The sequence below is a fragment of the Escherichia sp. E2661 genome, assembly GCF_004745185.1.
GTDB lineage: Bacteria > Pseudomonadota > Gammaproteobacteria > Enterobacterales > Enterobacteriaceae > Escherichia.
This window is the reverse complement of sequence record NZ_PDIG01000021.1, coordinates 58,069-82,038: the sequence shown is the minus strand read 5'-3', so window position 1 is coordinate 82,038 and position 23,970 is coordinate 58,069. Positions and strand designations below refer to the sequence as shown.

At 52.1% G+C, this 23,970-nt stretch carries 22 protein-coding genes, 4 pseudogenes and 1 other annotated feature; of the genes and pseudogenes, 6 read left to right on the top strand and 20 right to left on the bottom strand.

The genetic code is table 11. The features are described from left to right. Positions 1–85: 85 nt before the first annotated feature. The 6 genes and pseudogenes from uhpC to ivbL all read right to left on the bottom strand — a co-directional run bounded on the left by uhpC (position 86) and on the right by ivbL (position 5,772). Positions 86–1,403, bottom strand: a pseudogene (uhpC, locus tag CRI63_RS11915) (MFS transporter family glucose-6-phosphate receptor UhpC). Between the two features lie 9 nt (positions 1,404–1,412). Continuing rightward, positions 1,413–2,921 carry a signal transduction histidine-protein kinase/phosphatase UhpB gene (gene uhpB / locus CRI63_RS11910; protein ID WP_130222490.1) on the bottom strand — a complete coding sequence of 503 codons (1,509 nt, stop codon included), beginning with the start codon at positions 2,919–2,921 and terminating at the stop codon, positions 1,413–1,415. Next, positions 2,921–3,511, bottom strand: a complete 591-nt coding sequence (gene uhpA, locus CRI63_RS11905; protein ID WP_047612689.1) for a transcriptional regulator UhpA — start codon at positions 3,509–3,511, stop codon at positions 2,921–2,923. Before uhpA ends, uhpB begins: the two co-directional genes overlap by 1 nt. A 74-nt stretch (positions 3,512–3,585) precedes the next feature. Next, positions 3,586–3,876 (bottom strand): acetolactate synthase small subunit, encoded by a 291-nt coding sequence (gene ilvN, locus CRI63_RS11900; RefSeq protein WP_104920000.1) that lies wholly within the window; start codon positions 3,874–3,876, stop codon positions 3,586–3,588. Positions 3,877–3,879: 3 nt separating this feature from the next. Then, a complete protein-coding gene (ilvB, locus tag CRI63_RS11895; RefSeq protein WP_135519629.1) occupies positions 3,880–5,568 on the bottom strand; it encodes an acetolactate synthase large subunit in 1,689 nt (562 codons plus the stop codon). A gap of 105 nt (positions 5,569–5,673) precedes the next feature. Continuing rightward, complete coding sequence (gene ivbL, locus CRI63_RS11890) at positions 5,674–5,772, bottom strand: ilvB operon leader peptide IvbL (protein ID WP_130215122.1); 99 nt, start codon at positions 5,770–5,772, stop codon at positions 5,674–5,676. Between the two features lie 563 nt (positions 5,773–6,335). Here ivbL and tisB point away from each other — a divergent pair. After that, positions 6,336–6,425, top strand: a complete 90-nt coding sequence (tisB, locus tag CRI63_RS11885) for a type I toxin-antitoxin system toxin TisB (protein ID WP_000060506.1) — start codon at positions 6,336–6,338, stop codon at positions 6,423–6,425. A gap of 296 nt (positions 6,426–6,721) precedes the next feature. After that, positions 6,722–7,906, top strand: coding sequence for a multidrug efflux MFS transporter EmrD (gene emrD, locus CRI63_RS11880; protein WP_130215120.1), 1,185 nt, complete (start codon positions 6,722–6,724; stop codon positions 7,904–7,906). A 7-nt stretch (positions 7,907–7,913) separates the two neighbouring features. Here emrD and CRI63_RS11875 read toward each other — a convergent pair whose 3' ends face one another. Genes CRI63_RS11875 through CRI63_RS11865 form a run of 3 tightly spaced genes read right to left on the bottom strand, consistent with a single transcriptional unit; the run spans position 7,914 to position 9,107 of the window. Beyond that, positions 7,914–8,411, bottom strand: coding sequence for a radical SAM protein (locus CRI63_RS11875; protein ID WP_135403715.1), 498 nt, complete (start codon positions 8,409–8,411; stop codon positions 7,914–7,916). Beyond that, complete coding sequence (locus CRI63_RS11870; RefSeq protein ID WP_130206779.1) at positions 8,408–8,770, bottom strand: DUF202 domain-containing protein; 363 nt, start codon at positions 8,768–8,770, stop codon at positions 8,408–8,410. Before CRI63_RS11870 ends, CRI63_RS11875 begins: the two co-directional genes overlap by 4 nt. Then, positions 8,760–9,107, bottom strand: coding sequence for a YidH family protein (locus CRI63_RS11865; RefSeq protein WP_000703955.1), 348 nt, complete (start codon positions 9,105–9,107; stop codon positions 8,760–8,762). The genes CRI63_RS11870 and CRI63_RS11865 overlap by 11 nt, the downstream gene beginning before the upstream one ends. A 109-nt stretch (positions 9,108–9,216) precedes the next feature. Here CRI63_RS11865 and yidI point away from each other — a divergent pair, with 109 nt between their 5' ends. Then, entirely contained in the window at positions 9,217–9,666 is a 450-nt protein-coding gene (yidI, locus tag CRI63_RS11860; protein ID WP_130206780.1) for a protein YidI, read from the top strand. A 77-nt stretch (positions 9,667–9,743) separates the two neighbouring features. Here the strand turns inward: yidI and CRI63_RS11855 are convergent, their stop codons facing one another. From CRI63_RS11855 to ibpA, 3 genes are all read right to left on the bottom strand, one after another. Further along, positions 9,744–11,405, bottom strand: a complete 1,662-nt coding sequence (locus CRI63_RS11855; RefSeq protein ID WP_130206782.1) for a putative transporter — start codon at positions 11,403–11,405, stop codon at positions 9,744–9,746. 196 nt (positions 11,406–11,601) lie between these two features. Continuing rightward, the gene (gene ibpB / locus CRI63_RS11850; protein ID WP_001243425.1) at positions 11,602–12,030 is read right to left on the bottom strand and encodes a small heat shock chaperone IbpB; all 429 of its coding nucleotides are present in this window, start codon (positions 12,028–12,030) and stop codon (positions 11,602–11,604) included. A 110-nt stretch (positions 12,031–12,140) separates the two neighbouring features. Continuing rightward, on the bottom strand, positions 12,141–12,554 hold the full coding sequence (gene ibpA / locus CRI63_RS11845; protein ID WP_001243437.1) for a small heat shock chaperone IbpA: 414 nt from the start codon (positions 12,552–12,554) through the stop codon (positions 12,141–12,143). Continuing rightward, positions 12,548–12,620, bottom strand: a sequence feature (ROSE (Repression Of Heat Shock gene Expression) occurs in the 5'-region of heat shock genes and acts as an RNA thermometer to modulate expression.). It overlaps the preceding gene by 7 nt. A gap of 240 nt (positions 12,621–12,860) precedes the next feature. Here ibpA and CRI63_RS11840 point away from each other — a divergent pair. Beyond that, the gene (locus tag CRI63_RS11840; protein WP_130215114.1) at positions 12,861–13,193 is read left to right on the top strand and encodes a YceK/YidQ family lipoprotein; all 333 of its coding nucleotides are present in this window, start codon (positions 12,861–12,863) and stop codon (positions 13,191–13,193) included. Position 13,194: 1 nt separating this feature from the next. Here CRI63_RS11840 and CRI63_RS11835 read toward each other — a convergent pair whose 3' ends face one another. Continuing rightward, a complete protein-coding gene (locus CRI63_RS11835; RefSeq protein ID WP_205713411.1) occupies positions 13,195–14,409 on the bottom strand; it encodes a DUF3748 domain-containing protein in 1,215 nt (404 codons plus the stop codon). A 100-nt stretch (positions 14,410–14,509) separates the two neighbouring features. Here CRI63_RS11835 and cbrA point away from each other — a divergent pair, with 100 nt between their 5' ends. Beyond that, the gene (gene cbrA, locus CRI63_RS11830; protein WP_135519627.1) at positions 14,510–15,574 is read left to right on the top strand and encodes a colicin M resistance lipid reductase CbrA; all 1,065 of its coding nucleotides are present in this window, start codon (positions 14,510–14,512) and stop codon (positions 15,572–15,574) included. Here cbrA and CRI63_RS11825 read toward each other — a convergent pair. The 4 genes and pseudogenes from CRI63_RS11825 to dgoR form a co-directional block, all read right to left on the bottom strand. Further along, positions 15,571–16,907, bottom strand: a pseudogene (locus tag CRI63_RS11825) (MFS transporter). The gene cbrA and the pseudogene CRI63_RS11825 overlap by 4 nt on opposite strands. A gap of 74 nt (positions 16,908–16,981) precedes the next feature. After that, on the bottom strand, positions 16,982–18,130 hold the full coding sequence (dgoD, locus tag CRI63_RS11820) for a galactonate dehydratase (protein WP_016262709.1): 1,149 nt from the start codon (positions 18,128–18,130) through the stop codon (positions 16,982–16,984). A gap of 61 nt (positions 18,131–18,191) precedes the next feature. Beyond that, a pseudogene (locus CRI63_RS11815) lies at positions 18,192–18,293 on the bottom strand (2-oxo-3-deoxygalactonate kinase); the annotation flags it as partial. 28 nt (positions 18,294–18,321) lie between these two features. Beyond that, complete coding sequence (gene dgoR, locus CRI63_RS11810; RefSeq protein WP_000174305.1) at positions 18,322–19,011, bottom strand: D-galactonate utilization transcriptional regulator DgoR; 690 nt, start codon at positions 19,009–19,011, stop codon at positions 18,322–18,324. A 277-nt stretch (positions 19,012–19,288) separates the two neighbouring features. Here dgoR and CRI63_RS11805 point away from each other — a divergent pair. Then, positions 19,289–19,944 (top strand): annotated as a pseudogene (locus CRI63_RS11805) (hypothetical protein). 43 nt (positions 19,945–19,987) lie between these two features. On the opposite strand, the gene yidA reads toward CRI63_RS11805, so the two are convergent. The 3 genes from yidA to gyrB all read right to left on the bottom strand — a co-directional run bounded on the left by yidA (position 19,988) and on the right by gyrB (position 23,966). Next, complete coding sequence (gene yidA, locus CRI63_RS11800) at positions 19,988–20,800, bottom strand: sugar-phosphatase (RefSeq protein WP_130215106.1); 813 nt, start codon at positions 20,798–20,800, stop codon at positions 19,988–19,990. Between the two features lie 113 nt (positions 20,801–20,913). Beyond that, positions 20,914–21,312: a YidB family protein gene (locus tag CRI63_RS11795; protein ID WP_205712847.1), complete on the bottom strand. Its 399-nt coding sequence runs from the start codon at positions 21,310–21,312 to the stop codon at positions 20,914–20,916. Positions 21,313–21,551: 239 nt separating this feature from the next. Continuing rightward, positions 21,552–23,966: a DNA topoisomerase (ATP-hydrolyzing) subunit B gene (gyrB, locus tag CRI63_RS11790; RefSeq protein ID WP_130206798.1), complete on the bottom strand. Its 2,415-nt coding sequence runs from the start codon at positions 23,964–23,966 to the stop codon at positions 21,552–21,554. Positions 23,967–23,970: the final 4 nt, after the last annotated feature.

Below are 23,970 nucleotides of genomic sequence, written 5' to 3'. Positions count from 1 at the left end.
AGCAAATCAGGCTTGAGATAGCGTCCAGGCAAAACCAGGAAAATTTCTTAGTTTTGCCGGATATGAGGTAGAAAAGTGAGATGCATCACGCTTCGCGTGGAGCCTGGGCGTTCAAAAAGGGCAGTAACAACAGTGCCGAGACCCCGGCGGCAATGGCGATAACCACGAAAAACCACTCCAGTGCCAGGTATCCAGCACTTTCGCCAGCGGCCAACCGGCAAGCGACGCCCCCAGATAAGCAAACAAGCCGACAAACCCCGTCGCCGCACCTGCCGCCTCTTTGTGGGAACACTCTGCCGCTGCCATACCGATTAACATCTGCGGGCCAAAGACAAAAAACCAATGGTGAAGAAGCAGGTTGCCTGCATCACGTAGCTGGCAAATGGCATCAACCACAGCGAGCCGACGGAAAGCAAAATCCCCGCAGCAAAAATCAAATTCATCGGCCCACGGTTGCCGTTAAACAGTTTGTCCGAGCCCCAACCTGCAACCAGCGCACCGATAAACCCACCCAGTTCAAACATCGTTACTGCCGTATTCGCCGTGACCAGATCGACGCCCAGCGTCTCGGACATATACAGGTTGCCCCAGTCATTGATCGCCGCACGAACCACATAGACCAGCACATAACAGAACGAAAGCAGCCAGATATACGGATTCAGCAACACATATTTGGTGAGGATCTCTTTACGCGTCAGCCCCGCCCCTTCTTGTTGTTGGGCGATTTCCAGCGCATCGTGCCGCCATTCTCCGACCGCCGGTAAACCTAACGCCTGCGGGCGATCGCGCAGCCGCCAACAAAGAAAAATCCCCACGACTATCGCCATACAACCGGCAATCATCATCCCGGCACGCCAGCCATAATGCACTGCAGCAGCGGCCATCACGATGGGGATCAATGCGCCGCCGACGTTATGCGCCGTATTCCATAGCGCCCACCAACCGCCGCGCTCGGTACGAGAATACCAGGCAGTCAACAGACGCGCACAAACCGGCGAACCCCAGCCCTGGAAAAAGGCGTTCAGCACCCACAGCACGGCAAACGCCCACAACGAGGTGGAGAAGCCAAACAGAATGTTGATGATGCCAGTGGCGATAAGCCCAATCCCCATAAAATAACGGGCATTAGAGCGGTCACTGACAATGCCGGAGACAAATTTCGATACGCCGTAGGTAATGTAAAACAGCGTTGCTAACAGGCCGATGTCGCTACGACTGAGCACGCCGTTGGCAAGGATTTCTGGTACGGCGGCGTTAAAACTTTTACGCGTGAAGTAAAACAGCGCATAGCCCAGCCAGATGGTCAGCAAAATATGCCGACGCCAGTAGCGGTAGCGAGCATCAATTTCACTTTTATCGCTGATCAGCGGTGCGTCGGCAGGCGCTTTCAGAAACGGCAACATCATCAAGCCTTAAACATAACGTTGAGGTAGAGAGACACTGACACGCGTGCCGTGCAGGCAGGAGATGGTCAAGGTGCCGCCCAGCGCGGTGACGCGCTCGCGCATTCCGGTGAGGCCAAAACCTTGCTGCCCGGAACCTGGCGGCAGACCACTACCATCGTCTTCAATCACCAGCATTAAACGCTCATCCTGCTGCCAGCCTTGCAGGATAACCGCACTGGCATCTGCATGTTTCACAATGTTGTTCAGCCCCTCCTGACAGATACGAAATAGGGTTACGCGCTGGTTCTCACTTAGCGCTGATTCATCTATCCGCCATTCGAGATGACTGACAATGCCGCGCCCTTCCAGCTCCATTTCCCGCATCAATGAACGGATGGCCTGCTCCAGGGTCAGATCATCCAACTGGCGCGGACGTAACCGCCCTAACAAGCGGCGAACCGCGTCGTAAACGCCCAGCGACAGTTGTTCGATGAGCTGTCCGCTCTGTTTCACACTGGCGTTATCCGCCGCCAGCCGCTGGACAATGCCAGCCTGAGTACGAATGGCAGTGATGGTCTGGCCGATATCATCGTGCAGTTCACGCGCTACGTCGCGACGCACACTCTCTTCGGTTTCAAGCAACCGCTCGGCAAGATGTTGATTACGCGCCAGTTCCTTTTGCAGCGACTGGTTAAGTTCACGCAACCGCTGGATGCCTGCGCCCAGTAACAGGCCAGTGAGGCTTTGCACCAGCAGCGAAAGCAATAAATCGACCGGATGATCGCGCCAGGTTTGACTGGCGATCAGCGCGATGGCGTTCATCAGCGTCGCAATCAGCGCCCCTTGCCAGCCATAGTGCCAGGCCAGGGCGATAATCGGCAGCGCCAGACAAAACGGGGTAAAGCGCGAAAGTTCGTTCGGCAGCCCCAGTTGCAACCACAGGCTGATAACAAACAACAGCAAATACCAGACCAGATGCCGCCCACGCCAGTTGATCGGCTGGGAAACCAGCGATGGCCCCAGCGGCAGCCAGGTGTTATTCGCCAGATAGTGCCAGAACACCAGGCAAATGGGGGCCAGCGTCAGGCCGCCGGTTAAGGTCATCAGTAGGGCGTTCCAGGGCTCGTTTCCGTACCCATGCCAAAGCCAGGGTGACGACTGTAATAACGCCGCCGCCGTCAGTGCCGCGCCCTGTAACAGCAACGTGCGCCAGTCGCGCTGGTGGCGATAACGGGAAATCAACGCCACAGGAAGTAACGTCAGCAAACTACCGATCATCAATAACGGTTCATGCGTTAACCCAACCGCCTGCGTCAGCCAGTAAATCAGCAGCCATTCTGCGCCCATCAGCACCAGCCAGTATCTGCGCGGGCATTGCAACATCAGCCCCAGTCGCAGACCGAACGGAAACAGCAATACCGCCAGATCCGGTCGTTCAACCAGGTGCAGGCTGATACTCCACAGGCAAAACCATGCGGCAGAGAAGATAAAAAAGCAGGAAACTACAGTATTTAAGCGGGAGAAAAATGTCTTCATCACCAGCCATCAAACATGCGGCGCGCCAGTTCAACGTCGTTGCTGACGCCCAGTTTTTCCATCAGATTGGCACGATGTACATGCACAGTTTTTGGCGACAACCCCAGTTCGGCGGCAATCTCTTTCACCGCCATCCCTTGCGCCAGTTTTTCTGCCACCTGGCGTTCACGTTTGGTTAGCGGGTCCTGACGACCAGATGCCAGTTTAATAGCGATATCCGGCGTCAGATAACAGCCGCCAGTTGCAACCGTATGCACGGCAGCGATCAGCTCGTCCGGGCTACAGCGTTTAGAGAGAAAGCCGCGCGCCCCCGCGTTAAGCGCCTGTTCAACCAGCGCCGGACTGTCGTGAACGGAGAGCATAATTGTCGCCATACCTTTCGGTAGCTGGCTTAACAGCTCCAGCCCAGAAATATCCGGCATTGAGATATCGCAAATACACACCTGAACACCGCGCCCAGGCAAGCCAGTCAGCGCCTCACGCCCGGAACCAAACTCGGCAACTACCTGCAAATCAGGTTCCAGCCCCAGCAGCTGCGCAAAGCCGGAGCGGACGATAAGGTGATCGTCTATAAGGGCAACGGTTATCATGGTCTTGTCCTGGCGGGTAAAAAAAAACGCGCTTACCTTAACGATAAGCGCGCCGCTGTTCAAGCCTTGAGCGGTTACTGAAAAAATACGGCTATCTTGTTAAACATTGTCGGGTCAGACTGATTACGCTGCACTTTCACCACATCCTCCAGTTTGTCGATTTGGCTTATCATTTGTTCCAGTCGCTGGTCGTCATTGACCAGGAGCCAAATGTGGCTTTTATCACTGTTCTGAATCGGCAGACAAAGAATGCCTTCGACGTTAAAAGCGCGACGGGCAAAAAGCCCACAAACGTGGGTCATTACGCCCGGATGGTTGCGAACGGTGAGTTCCAGAATCACGTTGTCATGAGTTGTGTTTTGCATGGCTTATTCCCCCACCATTTCAGTATTTGCCGCGCCTGGCGGCACCATTGGGTACACTTTTTCTTCGGCATCAATGCGTACGTGGATCAGCGCCGGACCAGGGCGATTGATAATTTCCTGTAATGCCGCCTGCGGATCGGTTTCATTATTCAAATCGCAGGTTTCGAGGCCGAACCCGGCAGCGATTTGCATAAAGTTGATTTTTCCCGGATAGGTAGCGGCAAAAACCCCCTGCTTGTAGAACAGACTCTGTTGCTGATGCACCAGTCCCAGTGCTTCGTTATTCATCAGGATGATTTTGACATCCAGCTGGTTTTCACTGGCGGTCGCCATCTCCTGAATATTCATCATCAGGCTACCGTCGCCGGAAAAACACAACACTTTGCGATCCGGGTTAGCCAGCGCCGCACCTATCGCTGCGGGTAAACCGAAGCCCATCGTTCCCAGCCCACCAGAAGTCAGCCACTGACGTGGTCGATTGAGCGGATAAGCCTGCGCTGTCCACATCTGATGCTGACCCACGTCGGTGGTGATAATCGCGTTGTCATCGACACAGGCGGCAACGGCATTAATCAGCCCGTAATGTGTTAATGGATCGCACGCTTTCGGAATAGGACACGGGAACTCGCGCTGCAAATCCGCCACCAGTTGGTGCCACTCTGTACGCGGCTGGGCTTCCACCTGCGGGATCAGCTGCGCCAGCACATCATCAACATCCGCCTGAATCGCCACGTGCGGTTGCTTAACTTTACCCAGCTCCGCGCGGTCGATATCCACATGAATAATTTTGGCATTCGGGCAGAACTCTTCAGTTTTGCCAATTGCCCGGTCATCAAAACGCGCACCGAGAACAATCAGCAGGTCCGCCTCCTGCAAGATATAGTTGGTGCTGCGCACGCCGTGCATCCCCAGCATGCCCAGCGACAGCGGATGTGCTTTTGGCAACATGCCCAGCGCCATTAAGGTCATGGTGGTGGGCAGCTGCGCTTTCTCAGCCAGTTCACGCACCCGCGCGGGCGCGTTAATGACACCGCCCCCCAGATAAAGCACCGGGCGTTTGGCGGCGTTAATCATTGCCGCAGCGTCACGAATGCTTTCTTCGCTAAAGGCGGGCGCGGCGGCTTTTTCTGCCGCCGCGGGCTGTTCTTCAATTTCAAAAACCGCCGTTTGTACATCCTTAGGAATGTCTATCCACACCGGGCCAGGGCGGCCTGATTGCGCAATGCGGAAGGCATCGCTCATGACCTGCGGGAGTTCTTCGATATGTCTGACCAGATAGTTGTGTTTGGTGATGGGGATAGAGATGCCGTAGGTGTCCACTTCCTGGAAGGCGTCGGTGCCGATCATCGAGGCGGGAACCTGGCCGGTGATGCAAATCAGCGGAATGGAGTCCAGCCGCGCATCGGCAATGGCAGTCACCAGGTTAGTCGCACCCGGCCCGCTACAGGCCATACAGACCGCCGGTTTGCCGTCGGTACGCGCCATTCCCTGGGCGATAAAGCCCGCGCCCTGTTCATGACGGGCCAGAATATGGCGGATTTGCGTGCTTTGGCTTAAGGCGTCGTAAACAGGGAGAATCGAACCGCCCGGAATCCCCGTCACAATCTTAATGCCCTGCTGTTCCAGGAAATGAACGATAAATTCTGCGCCGGTAAAGCGCTTACGTGTCGATGTTGTGCCCGAACTTGCCATGCTCCAGTCCTTTTCTTCTGGGCCGACTTTCCGGGAGGTGTTTAAACGAAAAAACCCGCCCGGTTTGCGCCGGCGGGGTTTTGGAATCGTGTGTTGTTCCAGTCCCTACGGCGCATTGCCGACGACCACCACCACACGCACGACGACCACTGCGGCGGATGGCGCAGTTGGTAGTAGTTTCGCGTTGAGCATGGAAGTAATCATTGGGGACCTTGTTGGTTTTGTGTTTAACAATATTTATACAAGCACAGCTTTACAGGGGAGACAATGGAAAATTTTTCATCAAGGAATAATTGGGGAGTCGATCACGTTTTGTACTGAAACGCAGGTAACAAAAAACCCCGCCGGAGCGAGGTTTTGTCAGTCGCCCGCGGCTGGTAACCGCAAAGCACACTGTGTTATGTCAACACTGAAAGTATACGTGTTCCGCGCAGAACGCGCAATTTCGGCACGAATTTTGACTTATTTAGCGCATAATTGAGTATCGATCACAGTTTTGATTTTGTCTAATTTTTACTGTTTATTTATACAGTATAATTCTATAATATCACTGTACGCAATGTGTTATGCGGGGCCGCATCGTTACCCGGCGCACTAAGTCCTGGCTGAAACGGGTGGTGCCGTCAGCGCCTTAACCCCGCGTGAGCACACTGTGTTATGTCAACAAGCACAACGTTTCTTCTTAAGAAGCTGCGTGCGCAACAGCTGGCAACAGGCAGCGGAAAGGTACGTCAGCTGGCAGTGCTCCTGAACCACAGGAGACGCGTATGAGCCTGGTGGATATTGCCATTCTTATCCTCAAACTCATTGTTGCTGCACTGCAACTGCTTGATGCTGTTCTGAAATACCTGAAGTGATTCAGATTCAAGCCGCACTAAAGGGGAGCGGGAAACCGCTCCCCTTTCATATTCTGCTGGCAGATTGGTGTCGTATGCGATGCTGACGCATCTTATCCGGCCCACAGTATTTATTTAAGCCAAAGTCCTTCCGGCAACATTTATTGCCGCTGTTGTTTATATTTTCTGCCGTTTTGTTATTCATCATTCCGTATATATATCTGGCTAACATTTATCAATGTGATAGATTCCTCTCCTGCATTTATTCGAATGCGTAGTAACTTATTCTAAATATATTTTTAAAAGCGTCCGTGATAATGAAAAGGCATAGAAACGTCAATTTATTATTGATGTTGGTATTACTCGTGGCCGTCGGTCAGATGGCACAAACTATTTATATTCCTGCTATTGCCGATATGGCACAAGATCTCAACGTCCGTGAAGGGGCGGTGCAGAGCGTAATGGGCGCTTATCTGCTGACCTACGGTATCTCACAACTATTTTATGGCCCAATTTCCGACAGAGTGGGACGCCGCCCGGTGATCCTCGTCGGAATGTCCATTTTTATGTTGGCGACACTGGTGGCAGTCACCACTTCCAGCCTGACGGTGTTAATTGCCGCCAGTGCGATTCAGGGGATGGGGACCGGGGTCGGCGGCGTAATGGCGCGTACATTGCCGCGTGATTTATATGAACGGACACAGCTTCGTCACGCTAATAGCATGTTAAATATGGGGATTCTCGTAAGTCCGTTGCTCGCACCACTCATTGGCGGCCTGCTGAATACCCTGTGGAGCTGGCGGGCCTGTTATCTGTTTTTACTGGTGCTTTGTGCCAGTGTGACGTTCAGCATGGCGCGCTGGATGCCGGAAACACGCCCTGTCGATGCGCCGCGTACGCGCCTGCTCACCAGTTATAAAACACTCTTTGGCAATGGCAGCTTTAACTGCTATTTGCTGATGTTAATTGGTGGTCTGGCAGGGATTGCCGCTTTCGAAGCCTGTTCCGGTGTGTTGATGGGTGCAGTGTTAGGGTTAAGCAGTATGACAGTCAGTATTTTGTTTATTCTGCCAATTCCAGCGGCATTCTTCGGCGCATGGTTTGCTGGTCGACCGAATAAACGCTTCTCTACGTTAATGTGGCAGTCGGTTATCTGCTGCCTGTTGGCAGGAATGATGATGTGGATCCCCGGCTGGTTTAGCGTGATGAATGTCTGGACGTTGCTCGTTCCCGCCGCGCTGTTCTTTTTCGGTGCCGGGATGCTGTTTCCGCTCGCAACCAGTGGCGCAATGGAGCCATTCCCCTTCCTGGCTGGCACGGCTGGTGCGCTGGTCGGCGGCCTGCAAAACATTGGTTCCGGCGTGCTGGCGTCGCTCTCCGCGATGCTGCCGCAAACCGGTCAGAGCAGCCTGGGGTTGTTGATGACCTTAATGGGATTGTTGATCGTGCTGTGCTGGCTACCGCTGGCGACGCGGATGTCGCATCAGGGGCAGCCTGTTTAAGCTCACGTCACCGCAGCATCGTCATCAACTCCATGGGAGAACGATGCTGCTTTATCAGGTCACGCATCACCCGCATGTGCGGCGCAGAGTGGGAATAAAAAGCTTGATAGCCAACACAAAGCACGTTGCCAGGAGAATCCTCCTGGGAATGCCGGCACAAGCGATGCCAGTCGCACACCTGACACTCCCGCCGAAGTTGTACGTTTTCGCTCCCGCACCATTTTTGCAGCGTGGCGTCAAAAAGTTCGACTGATATACGACCAATATCTGCACGCACCCAATGCTCGAACAGAGCGATTAAAAATTGCCCCCACAGTTCAGCCGTCACCGAAGAAGCTGTCAGCTCGCCCCGGTCATCAAATTCTATATGGGGAATAATTTGCACGGAGCGAAGACCCCGCTGTTTGAAATTCTGATAAAAATCGGCAGGTTGTAGCGCATCTTTATACTCTACAACCAGTTTATGCCTGTCCTCTTCAGCATTTACAACCTGACTTCCTGTCATGCGACTCTCTCAATCAATACGATTAGTTGATGTATATGCGTTACAGCAAACAGTATTGCAAGAGATAACACCGCGAGGGAGATCATAAATTTGTCACGGATTACGTTAAATTGAGAAAAATCACTATTAGTCACATCCATTAAATTACGATTACGGGTATAGCGCCAAAGTATTAATGCCACAATGGCGAGGATGCCAATAGAAATCCAGAACAACGCGCCGGCCTGATGCCAGTTGTGTTTAATTGCCAGCGCCATCAGCGCGCCATAGCCCAGCATGGTGCGAAACCACGCCAACGATGTCCGTTCTGGCTGAAGTCCGGGATCAGCAATGCGTCTGGCTTTGCGACTATCCGGCATACAGCACCAGCCCCATGACTATTACCGCTACGATCATCAATATTAAACTGATGATTAATAAGCTGTTGGTATAGGGTAAGTCCTCTTTCAGACGCATCGCTTTTTCATTGCGTAACCAGCGCAGATAGCCATACATCGCTAATCCGCCGGAAAACAGGCACAACAATAACGCCAGCAGCTCACGAATGACGGGCGTGGCGAAGTCTGGCGCAAGTTGATCCAACCCGACGCCCGCCGCCAGAAATCCCAACGCGGTACGGATCCATGCCAGAAATGTACGTTCATTAGCCAACGAAAAGCGGTAATCAGGCGCTTCTCCAAGGCGAGAAATTTTCATTGTTGCTCCTTTGCACTTTCACTAACGCTCTGCCTTTAGCGGTTATTTTTAAGAATTTTCGTCCACCCGTTTCCTGATATGCTTTTGCCATCCACTACAAGGAGGTCTGATGGGTATCATAGCGCAAAATAAAAGCAGTTCACTGGGCATGCTGTTCGGTGCTATCGCTTTATTGATGGGTATTATCCACTTTTCATTCGGCCCTTTTGCCGCGCCACCACCAACGCTGGAAAGCATCGTGGCAGACAAAACGGCTGAAATTAAAAGAGGTCTTCTCGCCGGAATAAAAGGTGAAAAAATTACTACGGTAGAGAAAAAAGAGACGGTTGATGTCGATAAAATCCTCGATCAAGGCGGTATCGCACTGGCCATTGCCGCGCTACTCTGCGCATTTGTTGGCGGTATGCGTAAGGAAAATCGCTGGGGCATTCGAGGCGCATTGGTATTTGGCGGCGGGACGCTGGCTTTCCATACCTTGCTTTTTGGTATCGGCATCGTGTGCAGCATTTTGCTGATATTCCTTATCTTTTCCTTCCTGACCGGCGGTTCACTGGTTTAAGCAACGCGGTAATGTTCAGAAATGCATTGTGAATACCTGGTGGAGTACCATTGACGGTAACTCCACCCAAAAAGGAGTTAGCCGATACTCCAGAAAAGCACCGCCAGTAACTGCGGTGTGATAATGCGCAGGAACATGACTAACGGATACACCGTGGCGTAAGAGAGCGCTGCCGCACCACTGGTAGGATGAAGATTATTGGCAAACGCCAGCGCCGGAGGATCGGTCATTGAGCCCGCGAGCATCCCGCACATCGTGAGATAATTCATTTTGACTAACATCCGCGCCAGAATGCCGGCCGTGATCAGCGGAATTGCAGTAATCAATGCGCCATAGCCTATCCAGCTTAACCCTTCGCCATCCACCAGTGTATGGATAAAATCGCCGCCGGATTTCAGGCCAACTACCGAGAGAAACAGTACGATACCCAGTTCGCGCAGCGCCAGGTTGGCACTTGGCGGCATAAACCAGTAAAGCTTACCAATGCTGCCGATACGCCCGAGGATCAGCGCCATAATCAGCGGACCACCCGCCAGCCCCAACTTCAACGCAGCCGGGAATCCAGGCACAAACACCGGAATGGAGCCCAACAATACGCCAAGCCCAATACCAATAAACACCGGTAACATTTGTACCTGTTGCAATTTTTGCTGCGCATTACCTAATACATTAGCAACGGCATCAATCGCGGACGGGCGTCCAACCAGGTTGAGAATATCGCCAAATTGCAGGCTAATATCGCTACTTGCAACTAATTCAACGCCAGCACGGTTCAGGCGCGAAATAACGACGTCATAGCGCTCCTTAAAGTGCAGGTCGCGAATACGTTTACCAAGCACATTCTCATTGGTGACCACCACGCGTTCGACACGCAGATCGGTGCCTTTCGTCGACAGCGAGGTATCCACTTCCTGACCAATCACCAATTGCGCATTATGTAAATCCGCAGGCTGTCCCACCAGATGAAGCAAATCGCCCAACTGAATAATGGTTTCCGGAGAAGGTACTTTGAGGGTTTCCTCTCGTTTCAATCGCGAGCAGATAACTTTATCGCCATTGAGAATCGGTACATCTTTAATCGCTAAATTATGTAAGTTAGGGTTATCAACACGGATGTTAATGGTCCTGATCAGCACGCTACCGTTAGTCCGCGTGGACTCGTGTTGCAACGCCTCAGTCTCAACATTGACGCGGAAAATAACCCGCAGCATCCACATAGTGAACAAAATGCCGCAAATCCCAAATGGATACGCCATCGCATAGCTCATCCCCATTTGATCGACCATCTCCATCGGTGTCCCCAGGTCACGCAAGATCTGCTGCCCTGCCCCCAGCGCAGGCGTATTGGTGACCGCGCCGGAGAAAATCCCCAGTACCACGGGAAGTGGAATATCGAAAAGTTTATGCAGGATGGCGGTGACCAGACCACCGAGGATGACAACCAAAACAGCAAACAAATTGAGGCGTAATCCGGAGACACGCAACGAGGCAAAGAAGCCCGGCCCCACCTGAATACCGATAGTATAAACGAACAGGATCAGACCAAATTCCTGGATAACATGCAGCATGTCGCTGCTTAATGTCATCCCCGCCTGTGAAACAAAATGGCCGACGATGATCCCACCGAACAGCACGCCGCCAATGCCCAATCCAACACCGCGAAACTTGACGTTGCCGATAAACAACCCGACGACCGCCACCAAAGCCAGAATACTGACCGTTAATGCTATATCACTCATCGTCCATTTCTCTTGAAATAACATTTTAATTGCTATGGATTATGGCTGAATCGGTGAAGCAGATTTGCCTTATGGCGCACATTATCACGGTAAAGAAAGTGCCGGAACATCTTAAATTGGCGAAAATTAAAACATTGTTGAAGATTGCAGGCAAAAAAAGCCCCACCAAACTGGCGGGGGCAAAGAGAATAGCTAATTAGCTATTTAACGCGGGACGTTCGCTGATAGCGATACGCTGCGCTGCGATGGGTTCAGGCTCATTACGAATTAAATCAATATGCAGTAAACCATTAACGAAGGTTGCGCCAGAGACTTCCATATTTTCAGCCAGTGTAAAGCTCAGGCTAAACGGCTGATTCATAAGCCCTTGGTGCAGCCATTTCTTCTCTTCTTTTGGCTGCTCCGGCGTGCCTTTTACGCTCAGGCGCGTTCCTTCCAGTTGAATCTCTAAATCTTCCTGACGAAAACCTGCCAGCGCAAGGGTAATGCGGTAGTGGTTATCGTCGCTTTTCTCAATGTTGTACGGCGGGAAGCTCTGGCCTTCACCGGCGTTTTGCAGTGCGTTGGCCAGTTTGTCAAAACCGATCCATTGACGCATCAGTGGGGATAAATCGAAGTTACGCATAGTCATTTCTCCTTCTAAGAAGCGAGTAAGTACCTGCAAATCCGAAGATTCGCATATGCTCCCTGACGGCGAGCATCAAATGTCAGGCCGCGCACTGCGGCCTTAGGGAATTAGTTGATTTCGATACGGCGCGGTTTTTTCGCTTCCGGAATCACGCGTTCGAGATCGATATACAGCAGACCGTTCACCAGGTTAGCGCCACGAACATGAATGTTCTCAGCTAACTGGAATTTACGTTCAAAGTTGCGTTCAGCGATGCCCTGGTACAGATAGGTGCGCTCTTTTTGTTCGTCGGCGTGAGCACCTTTCACCACCAGCAGATTGTCCTGGGCGGTAATTTCCAGTTCACTTTCGGCAAAGCCAGCCACCGCGATAGCAATGCGGTAATGGTTTTCGTCTACCAGTTCAACATTGTACGGAGGGTAGCCGCCATTACTCTGGCTCTGGTTGTTTTCTAAGTGGTTAAACAAACGATCAAATCCAATAGCAGAACGGTAAAGCGGGGATAAATCAAAGTTACGCATAATTAATAGCTCCTGAAATCAGCGAGAATGTAAGACCTTCCACAATGGACAGGTCGGATAGCCAGAACACCCATCAGGCGTGTTCTCATTGGCTACGGTATAAAAATGGGTCTGGATATGCACTTTTCAAGTCTTTTTCGACGGACTTTTTTTTTGCAGTTTGTGGTCTATTGCATAGACTGGGGGGCAGCACGAAACGTTAAAGTGCGATAGCCGCCACAGTGCGACGTAATGATGATGTTATTTTCAGCAAGGGATCGCTATAACACATCATGCCAACACCCACGATCAACAGATGAATTTATTATGATAAGAAATGTGTTGTTAGCGTTCATGATATGCAGCGGAATGGCATTACTCGGAGGATGCTCCAGCGTAATGTCCCATACCGGGGGGAAGGAGGGAACGTATCCCGGCACCCGCGCCAGTGCCACCATGATTGGTGATGACACAACAAACTGGGGAACCAAATCGCTGGCAATTCTCGATATGCCATTTACCGCAGTCATGGATACGCTACTTCTGCCATGGGATGCGTTCCGCAAAGACAGTTCAGTGCGCTCGCGCGTGGAAAAAAGCGAAGCCGACGCGCAAGCCATCAATGCCGTCATTCCACCAGCCAGAATGCCCGTGAACTGATTTAGCGGCCAGTTTTGGTTATCCACAACTGGCCGGCTTCCATCCACGCCAGCCATTGACCATCCGGCGAGAAGACCACCGCGTCCGCCGAAGGTGGGTTGGCGTGATTTTCGGTTAAATACTCAACTTCACCGCTTTGCGCGTGTACGCAGGCAATACGGTTATCCAGCACAACGCCCAGCCATTCTCCCGATGGATGCCAGTTGAATGCTGACGGAATATCCGTTTTGTTATGGGTTAACTGGCGCGGTTCGCCGCCCTGTGGCGAGATAAGCCACAGTTGCACAATGCCGTTATCATCACGCATTAAAAACGCGATTTGCGTTCCTTGCGGGTTACACCGCACCCAGTGGCGCGGGACGTTGACTAACCCCGGATAAGCCCGATGGTGGGTAAAGGTTAAACGTCGCTGCACGACGCCACGCGGTGGCGCGGGCAGAGTTGATTCCGTTCCGCTTAACGGCGCGTCGCCCGGCAATTTCCAGCCGTTTTCATCTTGCGGCAATTCAACAATATACAGCTCCGGCACTTTCTCGCCCTTTTGCGAAAGCGTATCGCCAATAAACGCCAGAGCGTGGTTTCCTACCCATCCTTCTTCATAAGCACGATTGATTTCATCGCTGCCCGGCTGCGGCGTGGGCGTTGTTTTACTCACCAGCACGCACCAGTGGCTACCGCTGTATTCACGCGGATGCTGCTTTTGCACATTGACCGGACCAAACGGCGCTGCCACCCCGACGTTTCGCAAATCCAGCGCTGGATCGCGTTCATGCAGCACGTGGTCGTTATAGGTAAAACTCACCCTTTCACCGTTTGGGCTAAAGACATGTACATGACTGCCGCCGCGTAACGCCCCTGGAGTGTACGGAACGGTAATATCCATTGCATCGAGATTGCTCATCTTGCCGCCTTCAACAACCACGCCGCGTCGATGATGGAAATCGTAATGCCATGTTTCATCAGGATTTTCAGGGCCGTGGATGAAGACATACTTCTCTGACTTCGGATGAACGGTCACCACGCCGACGTGCGCGCCCTGTGACGCGCGGTAGATAACCTCGACCTCGCCGGTATGGATATTCACACGCTCAATGGTCTCACCGGTAAACGACGCGCCAGAAGGACGCACGTCAAACACCAGCCACTGGCTGTCGGGCGTCCAGGTATTGGTATTGGTGAGCAGGTGATTACGGGGAGCAAAGGTTATCTGTTTCATGGCGCGGTCCTGATACAAAACGGTTCCCGCCATCATACTTCACAAGGACTTCACTTTCAGACATTAGTCTTTTGCCATCGTGATGAATGTGAGTGAAAAGATGGAACATTTTGACGTGGCGATTATTGGCCTCGGCCCGGCAGGGTCGGCGTTGGCGCGAAAGTTAGCAGGCAAAATGCAGGTGATCGCGCTGGATAAAAAGCACCAGCATGGTACTGAAGGTTTCAGCAAACCTTGTGGCGGTCTGCTGGCACCGGACGCGCAGCGTTCTTTTATTCGCGATGGACTGACGCTTCCTGTCGATGTGATCGCCAACCCGCAGATTTTCAGCGTCAAAACCGTCGACGTCGCCGCATCGCTCACGCGTAACTACCAGCGAAGCTATATCAATATTAATCGCCATGCTTTCGACTTGTGGATGAAATCGCTGATCCCCGCCAGTGTTGAGGTTTATCACGATAGCCTGTGTCGAAAAATCTGGCGTGAGGATGATAAATGGCATGTCATTTTTCGTGCAGACGGCTGGGAGCAGCATATTACCGCCCGCTTTCTGGTCGGTGCCGATGGTGCCAACTCGATGGTACGGCGACATCTCTACCCGGACCATCAAATTCGTAAATATGTCGCTATCCAGCAGTGGTTCGCAGAGAAACATCCGGTGCCGTTCTACTCCTGCATCTTTGATAATGCGATAACTGACTGTTACTCATGGAGTATTAGCAAAGATGGTTATTTTATCTTTGGCGGCGCCTATCCGATGAAAGATGGCCAGGCGCGTTTCACAGCACTGAAAGAGAAAATGAGCGCCTTTCAGTTCCAGTTTGGTAAGGCGGTGAAAAGCGAGAAATGTACCGTGTTGTTTCCCTCACGCTGGCAGGATTTTGTCTGCGGTAAGGACAATGCCTTTCTGATTGGTGAAGCGGCGGGATTTATCAGCGCCAGCTCGCTGGAGGGAATTAGCTATGCGCTGGATAGTGCAGAGATTCTGCGTTCGGTGTTACTGAAGCAGCCGGAGAAGAGCAACGCCGCCTACTGGCGCGCCACCCGCAAACTGCGTTTAAAACTCTTCGGCAAGATAGTAAAAAGCCGATGCCTGACCGCACCGGCTTTAAGAAAGTGGATTATGCGCAGTGGTATGGCGCATATTCCACAGTTGAAAGATTAGCCAACGCGCTTCACATCGCCCACCAGCAGGATGTAAGAGAGCGCGCCAATCAACGCGACGGCGGAGATATAAACCAGTGCAGGTGCGAAACCGTAACCCTGCGCCAGGTACCCCACCACCAGCGGAACGGTGATGCCGCCCAGACCACCAGCGAAGTTAAACACGCCGCCGGTTAAACCAATCAGGCGCATCGGTGCCAGAGAAGAAACCAGCGACCAGGTAATCGAAGCAAAACCGTTGCCAAAGAATGCCAGCGCCATCAGGCACATAATCATCATCGGATCGTTGGTGTAGTTAGCGCCCATAATGCAGGTGGAGATCAGCAAGCCGCAGATAATCGGCGTTTTACGCGCAAAGCCCAGTGAAAAGCCCTTACGTACCAGCAGATCCGCGACCCAGCCAGAGAGCAGGACGCCGACAAATGCCGCAAGGAATGGCACCGTGGTCATAAAGCCTGCTTTCAGCGCGGTGATTCCTTTTTCCTGGGTTAAATAGTTCGGGAACCAGGTTAAGAAAAACCACAGTGTAGAAGCCACCGCAAATTGCCCAAGATAGACGCCGATCAGTTTACGGTGGAACACCAGTTTCCAGTCTTTGGCTGTTAACGGCTGACGTGCCTCTTTTTTCACCGGCGCATCACCATCCACCAGACCGCCGCCATCACGAATGTAATCCAGTTCAGCTTTGCTGATACCTTTGGTCAGGCGCGGCGGCTGATAAACCTTAAACCAAATCAGCGACCAGATAATGCCGATACCACCAGTGACAATGAACACCCAGTGCCAGCTCAACATTTCCTGAATCCAGATCAGCAGCGGAGTCAAAAACGCCAGACCGACAAACTGACCAGAAGTATAAAAACCAACGGCGGAAGCGCGTTCATGTTCCGGGAACCAGCTGGTCACCATCCGGTTATTGGTCGGAAAAGCGGGCGCTTCGAAAATACCGGTTATCGCGCGCAGACCAATTAATGACATTAATCCCGTGGCAAAGCCTGGAATAAAGTCGCCACTGACCAACCAAATATCGCAATAAAGTAAGTCACGCGTGAACCTACGCGATCTAAAAACCAACCGCCGGGGATCTGACATAAAGTATAAAGCCAGGCGAAGGCCGAAAATACATAGCCCATTTGCGCTTTCGTAATGCCGAACTCTTCCTGAATATGGGCGGAAGCCACGGCCAGGTTAGCGCGGTCAACATAACAAATGACCACCGTAATAAAGATCATCACCAGCGTCAGATAACGCCGACGCCCCGGCTTTGCTGCATTAACGGGAATATCCATAGCGAGCTGTCTCCAGATTTTGGGCATAGCGAAGCCGCTCACCATGCCCTGTAATGTACAGAGGGTTATATTTTTGTATTGCTGTTTTAGTGCCCGATGAGGGGCTTACGTGGCAGGAATTACCACTCTGCTACGCTGTTATCTTCATGACGCCAGAGCGGATTACGCCAGTCCGGGGCATTTTTACTGAACTCAATAACTTTAGCTTCGTCGATTTCCACGCCTAAGCCCGGTTTCGTTAGCGGTTTAAAGAAGCCGCCAACCATGCTGAAGTCCTCTTTGTTTTTCACAAAGTCGAGTAACTCCGCGCCTTTGTTGTAATGAATGCCCATACTTTGTTCCTGAAGTACGGCGTTATAGGAAACAAAGTCGATATGCAGGCAAGCAGCCAGTGCAATCGGTCCGAGCGGACAGTGCGGCGCAAGGGTCACATCATAAGCTTCCGCCATTCCGGCAATTTTGTAGCATTCGGTAATACCGCCTGCATGGGAGAGATCCGGTTGCAGAATCGAAATACCGCCCGCCTCCAGCACGCGTTTAAAATCGAAGCGTGAGAACATGCGCTCACCCGCCGCCAGTGGAATATGCGTTTGTGCCGCCAGTTTCGGGTAGTATTCGGCTTGTTCCGCCAGCACCGGCTCTTCAATAAACAGCGGGCGATACGGTTCCAGTTCTTTAATCAGCACTTTCGCCATCGGCGCGCTGACGCGACCGTGGAAATCAAGACCAAACTCAATCTGATTGCCAAAAGCTTCACGAATTTGTGCCACGGTGTTGACTGCCGCATCTATCGCGCGGGAGTTATCAATTAGCCCCAGTTCTTCACAACCGTTCAGTTTGAAGGTATCGAAGCCGATTTCGCGTAGCGTTTTAATGCCGTCGATAACATCCGCCGGACGATCGCCACCGACCCAACTGTAGGCTTTGATTTTGTCACGGACCAGGCCGCCCATCAGTTGCCAGACTGGCGCATTCAGCACTTTGCCTTTGATATCCCATAACGCCTGGTCAATCCCGGCAATGGCGCTCATCAGGATCGGACCGCCACGATAAAATCCGGCGCGATACATCACTTGCCATAAATCGTTGATGCGCGATGGATCCTGACCAATCAAATAGTCACCCAGCTCGTGAACTGCCGCTTCAACCGTACGGGCGCGGCCTTCGATCACGGGCTCGCCCCAACCGACCACGCCTTCATCGGTTTCAATTTTCAGGAACATCCAACGGGGAGGTAAACGATACGTGGTAATTTTGGTGATTTTCATTGCACTGCCTCTCGATACGCCTTAACAAATGCTGCTGCCTGCTACGTGGTACGTTCTACGAATTGCCCGGTGCCTGCGCGCCGTGCAATTGGGTTTCTTCACCACGCATATCATTGTGGTTATCGTCATGAGAGAGGCACACGCTGGGGATTATAGAGATATTCCCCAGTCAATTGCGATGTAGCACACTGTCATGTGATTTCCTTTAACCTTCGTGTCGAGCTGGCGATCATGGTAAGCGCCGCCTGCTCTGCCGCATCGCCGTCCTGATGCCGTATCGCATCGAACAGCGCCTTATGTTCCTGGAGCGTTTGCGGCATGTTGGCCTCATCGCCCATCCAGGTTCGTTCAAAAACCGCCCGCTGCAGCGAACTGATCGCGATGCTAAGTTGCTGTAACACCGGGTTATGCACCGATTGCAGTACCGCCTCGTGATAGCGAATATCCGCTTCGTTAAACGCTTCGCGATCCTGATTGTTGGCTATCATCTCGTTCAGCGCCGATTCAATCTGCGCCAGATCGCTGGAAGTCGCGCGCTCCGCCGCCCAGCGGGCAATCGCAGGTTCCACCAGATTTCGTACTTCGCTCATTGCACTGATAAGCCGTGGGTCGTAGTCGTTTTCCAGCACCCATTGCAGTACGTCAGTGTCGAGGTAATTCCACTGGTTACGCGGTGCTACAAACGCCCCGCGATAACGTTTCATTTCAATCAGTCGCTTCGCCATCAGCGAACGGAACACTTCACGGATGATGTTGCGCGAGGTTGCAAACTCCTCACAGAGTTCCGCCTCAGCCGGAAGCGGCGAGCCTGGCACGTATTTGCCGTGAACGATCTGTTTACCCAGCGTAATGACAATGCGATCGGTTTTATTGAGAGTCATGGAGAGTCCTTGTGCTCTGTATGTTCTTCTCTACTTTACCCCGATCGATGCATAACGCGGCAATTTTGTAGTACCAGCGTGATGACATTCGCGTTTGCCGTGCGCGTAATGTAGTACAAACTTATATTGTTGTACTACAATTTAGATCACAAAAAGAACAATGCATAAAAAATGACATGCGCCGGGCAGAAATCTGAAAAGGGGTATCAGGCGCTAAACAGGAGGGAAATAAGAGTATGCTTTCAACGGCTTAGCACTCTTGTTTAAAGGATTAATCATGAAGTTGAATTTTAAAGGATTTTTTAAGGCTGCCGGTTTGTGTTCTTTGGCATTCGCGTTGACCGGATGCATCACCTGGGGATTGGTTTCCAATACCGCAAGCCCTTCACATGCCGAGCAATGGCGGTCAGACACGATTAAGGGTTTATCGCTGGCAGAGGATAGTAATGGTACGAAAGGCTTTGTTTTTGTAGGAGAATCGCTGGACTACCTGTTGACCAACGGCGGCGATGAGGTGGTTAAAATGCTGAACGATCCGGCAATTCATGGCGAAAGAATCACCGTTTCTGAGAACGCGAAATTTATTTTAAGCGGCAGTAATAAGAAATTCTCTGGTGCTATTACGCTCTATTACGACTGGAACAACGAAGAAGATAAGGCACTGGCAACACAATATGGTTTTATTTGTGATACCCGGCGTTGTACCTGGGCACTTGACGGCTTGAAAGGCTCTATCCACCAGAAAAATAAAAAAGCGGATTACTCAAACGTGATGGTTTTCCATCAACCTTTACGGTGGGATTTTATGAGTACAAAGCAACAGATGGCGTCCCGCGCGGCCTCGTTAATGCGCTGCTACCAGTCACTCTTACGCTGGATATAGTAACGTCACCACTCCAGTTCCTGATTTTATGCACTACCAGAAATTGTTAATCGCTGCGGGCAAACGCATTTATGCTGTTTGCCCGCCCACTGATTAATTCAGCACATACTTTTCAATAGCAAACGCCACGCCATCTTCAAGGTTGGATTTGGTGACAAAGTTCGCCACTTCTTTCACCGAAGGAATAGCGTTATCCATTGCCACACCAACACCTGCATATTCAATCATTGCGATGTCGTTTTCCTGATCGCCAATCGCCATAATTTCTTCCGGTTTAATGCCCAACACGTCGGCCAATGATTTCACACCAGTGCCTTTGTTAACGCGTTTATCGAGGATTTCGAGGAAGTACGGCGCACTTTTCAGCACGGTGTATTTCTCTTTCACTTCCTGTGGAATGCGCGCGATGGCCTGGTCGAGGATGGCGGGTTCATCAATCATCATCACTTTCAGGAGCTGTATATTGGGGTCCATTCTTTCCGCTTCGCAGAACACCAGCGGAATGGTGGCAACGAAGGATTCATGCACCGTGTAGTAGCTGATATCACGGTTGGCGGTGTACAGCGTGGTGCGGTCCAGCGCGTGGAAATGAGAACCGACTTCGCGAGAGAGTTTTTCCAGGAAACGATAGTCGTCATAGCTCAATGCTGTTTGCGCCACGGTGCTGCCATCAGCAGCCTTCTGTACCAGCGCGCCGTTGTAAGTAATGCAGTAGTCGCCGGGCTGTTCCATGTGCAGTTCTTTCAGGTAGTTGTGAACGCCTGCATAAGGGCGACCCGTCGTTAGCACGACATTCACGCCACGGGCGCGCGCTGCGGCAATCGCATTTTTAACGGCGGGTGAAATGGTGTGATCGGGCAGCAGAAGGGTGCCATCCATATCGATAGCAATGAGTTTGATAGCCATGAGTTCCCCAGGTAGATTGTTTCCTGACCCATGCTAACGCGATTGCGCTCAAAAATCAGTACAACACCTGAGGAAAACGGGGATGCAACGCGCGTTGCGTGCTCCCCTTTTGCTTAGCGGAAAAGTTTTCCTTTCAGCAATTCCATGCCTGCGGAAAGCAAATCGTTATTGGCTTGCGGCGAAACTTCGCCCTGCGGCGATAGAGCATCAATAATCTTCGGCAATTGTTCCGCCAGCATGTTGGAAGCAGCACTGGTATCAACACCGAGTTTTTGTCCAAGATCGGACACCGCATTTGTGCCGAGCGCCGACTCCAGTTGTTCTCCGCTCACCGGTTGATTACTTTGTTGGTTACTCAACCAGGATGTGAGAATGGCACCTAAGCCGCCACTTTGCAGTTTTTCAAGCAGCACCTGAATGCCGCCCTGCTCCTCAACCCAACTTAAAATCGCCTGATATTTCCCCGCATCGCCTTTCAGAAAGGCACCGACAACTTCATCAAAAAGCCCCATGATAATCACCTGTAAAGCGTTACGTGTTGACTCAAAAAGTATAGTTCTGTGGGATGATAATTGCGGATTGCAGAAATAAAAAGGGCGGAGATAATATCCGCCCTTTTCTTATAGCTTCTTGCCGGATGCGGCGTTAACGCCTTATTCGGCCTACAAAATCATGAAAATTCAATACATTGCATAAGTCTTGTAGGCCTGATAAGCGTAGCGCATCAGGCACGCTCGCATTGTTAACGCCATTAAATATCGATATTCGCCGCTTTCAGGGCGTTCTCTTCAATAAATGCACGACGCGGTTCAACGGCGTCGCCCATCAGCGTGGTGAACAGCTGGTCGGCGGCAATCGCATCTTTAACGGTAACGCGCAGCATACGACGGCTTTCCGGGTCCATGGTGGTTTCCCACAGCTGTTCCGGGTTCATCTCGCCCAGACCTTTATAACGCTGGATGGAAAGGCCGCGACGGGACTCTTTCACCAGCCAGTCCAGCGCCTGCTCGAAGCTGGCTACCGGCTGACGACGCTCACCACGTTCGATAAACGCATCTTCTTCCAGCAAGCCACGCAGTTTCTCACCCAGCGTGCAGATACGACGATATTCGCCGCCAGTGATGAACTCGTGATCCAGCGGGTAGTCAGTATCCACGCCGTGGGTACGCACGCGAACAATCGGCTCGAACAGGTTTTTCTCGGCATTGGTGTGGACATCAAACTTCCACTGGCTGCCGTGTTGCTCTTTGTCGTTCAGTTCGCTGACCAGCGCGTTCACCCAGCGGGTAACGGTCTGCTCATCAGAGAGGTCGGCTTCCGTCAGCGTTGGCTGATAGATAAGCTCTTTCAGCATTGCTTTCGGATAACGACGCTCCATACGCACGATCATTTTCTGCGCCGCATTGTACTCAGACACCAGTTTTTCTAACGCTTCGCCCGCTAAAGCTGGTGCGCTGGCGTTGGTATGTAAGGAAGCACCATCGAGTGCGATGGAGATTTGGTACTGATCCATCGCTTCATCGTCTTTAATGTACTGTTCTTGCTTACCTTTCTTCACTTTGTACAGCGGCGGCTGGGCAATGTAAACGTGACCGCGTTCGATGATTTCCGGCATCTGACGATAGAAGAAGGTCAACAGCAGCGTACGAATGTGCGAACCGTCGACGTCCGCATCGGTCATGATGATGATGCTGTGATAACGCAGTTTGTCCGGGTTGTACTCGTCACGACCAATCCCGCAGCCAAGCGCGGTGATCAGCGTCGCCACTTCCTGGGAAGCCAGCATCTTATCGAAGCGGGCTTTCTCGACGTTGAGGATTTTACCTTTCAACGGCAGAATCGCCTGGTTCTTGCGGTTACGCCCCTGTTTTGCAGAGCCGCCCGCAGAGTCCCCTTCCACAAGGTACAATTCGGAGAGCGCCGGATCGCGTTCCTGACAGTCCGCCAGTTTGCCCGGCAGGCCTGCTAAGTCCAGCGCACCTTTACGACGGGTCATTTCACGAGCGCGACGCGCAGCTTCACGGGCGCGGGCAGCATCGATAATTTTGCCAACCACGATTTTCGCGTCGGTCGGATTTTCCAGCAGGTATTCTGCCAGCAGTTCGTTCATCTGCTGTTCAACCGCCGATTTCACCTCAGAAGAAACCAGTTTGTCTTTGGTCTGGGAGGAGAATTTCGGGTCCGGCACTTTCACGGAGACAACGGCAATCAGGCCTTCACGCGCATCATCGCCAGTGGCGCTGACTTTCGCTTTTTTGCTGTAGCCTTCTTTGTCCATGTAGGCGTTCAGGGTACGGGTCATCGCCGCACGGAAGCCTGCCAGGTGAGTACCGCCGTCACGCTGCGGAATGTTGTTGGTAAAGCAGTAGATGTTTTCCTGGAAGCCATCGTTCCACTGCAGCGCCACTTCAACGCCGATACCGTCTTTTTCGGTGGAGAAGTAGAAGATATTCGGGTGGATCGGCGTTTTGTTCTTGTTCAGATACTCAACGAACGCCTTGATACCGCCTTCATAGTGGAAGTGGTCTTCTTTACCATCACGCTTGTCTTTCAGACGAATGGAGACGCCGGAGTTGAGGAACGACAACTCACGCAGACGTTTCGCCAGAATTTCATATTCGAACTCGGTCACATTGGTGAAGGTTTCGAGGCTGGGCCAGAAACGCACCATCGTGCCGGTTTTATCGGTGTCGCCGGTAACCGCCAGCGGAGCCTGTGGTACACCGTGTTCGTAGATCTGACGGTGAATTTTACCCTCGCGCTGGATAACCAGCTCCAGTTTTTGCGACAGGGCGTTTACTACCGAAACACCAACGCCGTGCAGACCGCCGGACACTTTATAGGAGTTATCGTCAAATTTACCGCCTGCGTGCAGGACGGTCATGATCACCTCCGCCGCCGATACGCCCTCTTCCGGGTGAATACCGGTCGGAATACCGCGCCCGTCGTCCTGTACAGAGACAGAGTTATCGGCGTGAATGGTGACGATAATTTCTTTACAGTGACCCGCGAGCGCTTCGTCGATAGCGTTATCTACCACCTCGAATACCATGTGGTGCAGACCGGTGCCGTCATCCGTGTCGCCGATATACATACCCGGGCGCTTACGCACCGCATCCAGCCCTTTCAGGACTTTGATACTGGAGGAGTCATAAGAATTCGACATCAAC

What these genes read in the sequence shown, in the direction of transcription:
- uhpB (WP_130222490.1), bottom strand. Translation starts at nt 2,921, where the DNA reads ATGAAGACATTTTTCTCCCGCTTAAATACTGTAGTTTCCTGCTTTTTT.
- uhpA (WP_047612689.1), bottom strand. Translation starts at nt 3,511, where the DNA reads ATGATAACCGTTGCCCTTATAGACGATCACCTTATCGTCCGCTCCGGC.
- ilvN (WP_104920000.1), bottom strand. Translation starts at nt 3,876, where the DNA reads ATGCAAAACACAACTCATGACAACGTGATTCTGGAACTCACCGTTCGC.
- ilvB (WP_135519629.1), bottom strand. Translation starts at nt 5,568, where the DNA reads ATGGCAAGTTCGGGCACAACATCGACACGTAAGCGCTTTACCGGCGCA.
- ivbL (WP_130215122.1), bottom strand. Translation starts at nt 5,772, where the DNA reads ATGATTACTTCCATGCTCAACGCGAAACTACTACCAACTGCGCCATCC.
- tisB (WP_000060506.1), top strand. Translation starts at nt 6,336, where the DNA reads ATGAGCCTGGTGGATATTGCCATTCTTATCCTCAAACTCATTGTTGCT.
- emrD (WP_130215120.1), top strand. Translation starts at nt 6,722, where the DNA reads ATGAAAAGGCATAGAAACGTCAATTTATTATTGATGTTGGTATTACTC.
- CRI63_RS11875 (WP_135403715.1), bottom strand. Translation starts at nt 8,411, where the DNA reads ATGACAGGAAGTCAGGTTGTAAATGCTGAAGAGGACAGGCATAAACTG.
- CRI63_RS11870 (WP_130206779.1), bottom strand. Translation starts at nt 8,770, where the DNA reads ATGCCGGATAGTCGCAAAGCCAGACGCATTGCTGATCCCGGACTTCAG.
- CRI63_RS11865 (WP_000703955.1), bottom strand. Translation starts at nt 9,107, where the DNA reads ATGAAAATTTCTCGCCTTGGAGAAGCGCCTGATTACCGCTTTTCGTTG.
- yidI (WP_130206780.1), top strand. Translation starts at nt 9,217, where the DNA reads ATGGGTATCATAGCGCAAAATAAAAGCAGTTCACTGGGCATGCTGTTC.
- CRI63_RS11855 (WP_130206782.1), bottom strand. Translation starts at nt 11,405, where the DNA reads ATGAGTGATATAGCATTAACGGTCAGTATTCTGGCTTTGGTGGCGGTC.
- ibpB (WP_001243425.1), bottom strand. Translation starts at nt 12,030, where the DNA reads ATGCGTAACTTCGATTTATCCCCACTGATGCGTCAATGGATCGGTTTT.
- ibpA (WP_001243437.1), bottom strand. Translation starts at nt 12,554, where the DNA reads ATGCGTAACTTTGATTTATCCCCGCTTTACCGTTCTGCTATTGGATTT.
- CRI63_RS11840 (WP_130215114.1), top strand. Translation starts at nt 12,861, where the DNA reads ATGATAAGAAATGTGTTGTTAGCGTTCATGATATGCAGCGGAATGGCA.
- CRI63_RS11835 (WP_205713411.1), bottom strand. Translation starts at nt 14,409, where the DNA reads ATGAAACAGATAACCTTTGCTCCCCGTAATCACCTGCTCACCAATACC.
- cbrA (WP_135519627.1), top strand. Translation starts at nt 14,510, where the DNA reads ATGGAACATTTTGACGTGGCGATTATTGGCCTCGGCCCGGCAGGGTCG.
- dgoD (WP_016262709.1), bottom strand. Translation starts at nt 18,130, where the DNA reads ATGAAAATCACCAAAATTACCACGTATCGTTTACCTCCCCGTTGGATG.
- dgoR (WP_000174305.1), bottom strand. Translation starts at nt 19,011, where the DNA reads ATGACTCTCAATAAAACCGATCGCATTGTCATTACGCTGGGTAAACAG.
- yidA (WP_130215106.1), bottom strand. Translation starts at nt 20,800, where the DNA reads ATGGCTATCAAACTCATTGCTATCGATATGGATGGCACCCTTCTGCTG.
- CRI63_RS11795 (WP_205712847.1), bottom strand. Translation starts at nt 21,312, where the DNA reads ATGGGGCTTTTTGATGAAGTTGTCGGTGCCTTTCTGAAAGGCGATGCG.
- gyrB (WP_130206798.1), bottom strand. Translation starts at nt 23,966, where the DNA reads ATGTCGAATTCTTATGACTCCTCCAGTATCAAAGTCCTGAAAGGGCTG.